At 73.6% G+C, this 1,986-nt stretch carries 1 protein-coding gene and 2 pseudogenes; all 3 read right to left on the minus strand.

Annotation, left to right across the window (positions count from 1 at the left end):
* Positions 1-37: 37 nt before the first annotated feature.
* On the minus strand, positions 38-355 hold the full coding sequence (locus BCY76_RS20160) for a hypothetical protein (protein ID WP_085437968.1): 318 nt from the start codon (positions 353-355) through the stop codon (positions 38-40).
* 441 nt (positions 356-796) lie between these two features.
* A pseudogene (ureG, locus tag BCY76_RS17160) lies at positions 797-1,553 on the minus strand (urease accessory protein UreG).
* Positions 1,554-1,745: 192 nt separating this feature from the next.
* A pseudogene (locus BCY76_RS19755) lies at positions 1,746-1,976 on the minus strand (urease accessory UreF family protein); the annotation flags it as partial.
* Between the last annotated feature and the right edge of the window lie 10 nt (positions 1,977-1,986).

Raw genomic sequence — 1,986 nt, forward strand, 5'->3', positions numbered from 1 at the left:
CCGGGCGTCGTCGTGTGCGGTCCCTGAGGCCGGGTGGTCACGACTCCGCGGCTGCGGCCCAGCGCTGGAACCGTTCGTCCAGCGGCGAGTCGTGCGTGGCGGAGCCCAGGTGGCGGGCGAGCGCCCCGGGGGCCTCCAGCCGCAGGTCTCCCTGCTCGGAAGGAGGCCGGAAGCCCGCCGCCAGCAGGGTGTCCGCGACTCGTCGGTCGCCGAGCACACCCGGTTCGGGGCGCTCACCGTCGACGGTGAGCTCCTCCAGCAGCACCGGACCGCCGTCGTCGTGGATCTCCAGCCCGGACCGCACCCGTCCGCCTCGTTCCCCGTGGCGGCCCAGCACCAGGGTCTCGCGCAGCACGGCCCGGGCGTCCTCGGCCAGCGTCAGCGTGGTGTGTCGTACGACGTCGCGGCGCCGGCGAGACGAAGGGCAGCCCCTGCCACAGGAGCACCCCGCCGCGGGCGACCTGGAGGTCGAGCAGCCAGCGCGCCGGAGGGCTCGCCAGGTCAGCGACGTTCCGGCGGGGATAGGCGACGGTGCCGCCGATGTCCTCGATGTGCAGCACGCACCCGGGCCCCACCTGCACAGACACCTCCACCGTGTCGCCGTCGAGCAGCAGCATCTCGGCCGCAGTCACGCCGACGTGGACGTGCCGTGCCCCCCGGGAGATCAGCCGGGGAGCCAGCGAGCCCACCACCAGCTCCACCCGGGCCCGGGGTCCGCCTGCGGCCACGGCGATGCGCATCTCAGCCGACCTCCGATATGCGGCTCTCGGGCGGTGTCACCGGCCAGTGCTGCGGCTCAGTGGTGAGAGTGCACATACCCGCCCTCGGGGTGCTCCTCATCAGCGTGGAAATGCGGGGCCATGGGGCCCGGGTCCTGCGGCACATGCTCGCCGCTGCGGTGCGCGGCCAGCACCTGCAGCACCCAGCGGCGCAGGGCCTGCACGGAGTCGGCATCCTCCCGGGACAGGGCCAGCACGGCGCGCCCTTCGCGCGCCTGCTCCGCGTCGGCGACCATCTGGGCGACGTCCACCCCGACATGCGGGGCCAGGTCGGTCTTGTTGACCACCAGCAGATCGGCCCGCCCGATGCCGGGGCCGCCCTTGCGGGCGGACGTCACCGCCGCCGGCGACGTCGAGCACGAAGATCTGTGCGTCCACCAGGGCGGGCGAGAACGTGGCGGTGAGATTGTCGCCACCGGACTCGATCAGCACGGCGTCCAGCGGGGAGAAGTCCCGTTCGATGTCCTCGGCCGCCAGGAGATTGGCGGTGACGTCGTCGCGGATGGCCGTGTGCGGGCAGGCCCCGGTCTCCACCGCCCGGATGCGCTCAGGCTCCAGCACGCCGGCCGAGCGGAGGAACCGGGCGTCCTCGTCGGTGTAGATGTCATTGGTGATCACGCCCAGCCGCAGCTCCTCGCCGAGCGCCCGGCAGATCAGCGCGATGAGTGAGGACTTGCCGGTGCCCACCGGGCCGGCGACGCCGAGCCGCAGGGCGCGCGGGGACGAGAGCGCGGGTGCAGAGGTGGACACGGGCGAATGGTGGTGCTCAGGCACGGAAGAGCTCCTGGTGGTGAGTGTGTGTGCTTCGATCCATTCTTCGGTCTGGGGTGCGCTGGGCGCCGGGATCTGCCCGGCGGCTGTGATCCCGGCCAGCGCCTGCACCGCAGGCTCGGCGGCGCGGCAGGCCTGCAGCACCATCGCCATGGCCTCCACGGGATCACCGGGATCCAGTTTCAGCAGGGCGGCCGCGGCGGAGGCGACGTCGTCATAGACGGCCAGACGCATGAGCTCCTCCGCACCCAGGCCGACGTGGGCCGCCACGGCCCCGAGCACCAGCGGTCGCGGCGGGGCGACACGCTCGGACACCGAGCCCCCTGTCTGACCCAGAGACTGCAGACCCAGCGCCCGCAGACCCGGAGCCTGGGGCCACAGGGCCGCGGCCAGCCGGTGCAGTCCGCGCCCGAGCTCCCGGGCGATGCGCCGGGAG

This window comes from Nesterenkonia sp. PF2B19, from assembly GCF_001758425.2.
GTDB lineage: Bacteria > Actinomycetota > Actinomycetes > Actinomycetales > Micrococcaceae > Nesterenkonia > Nesterenkonia aethiopica.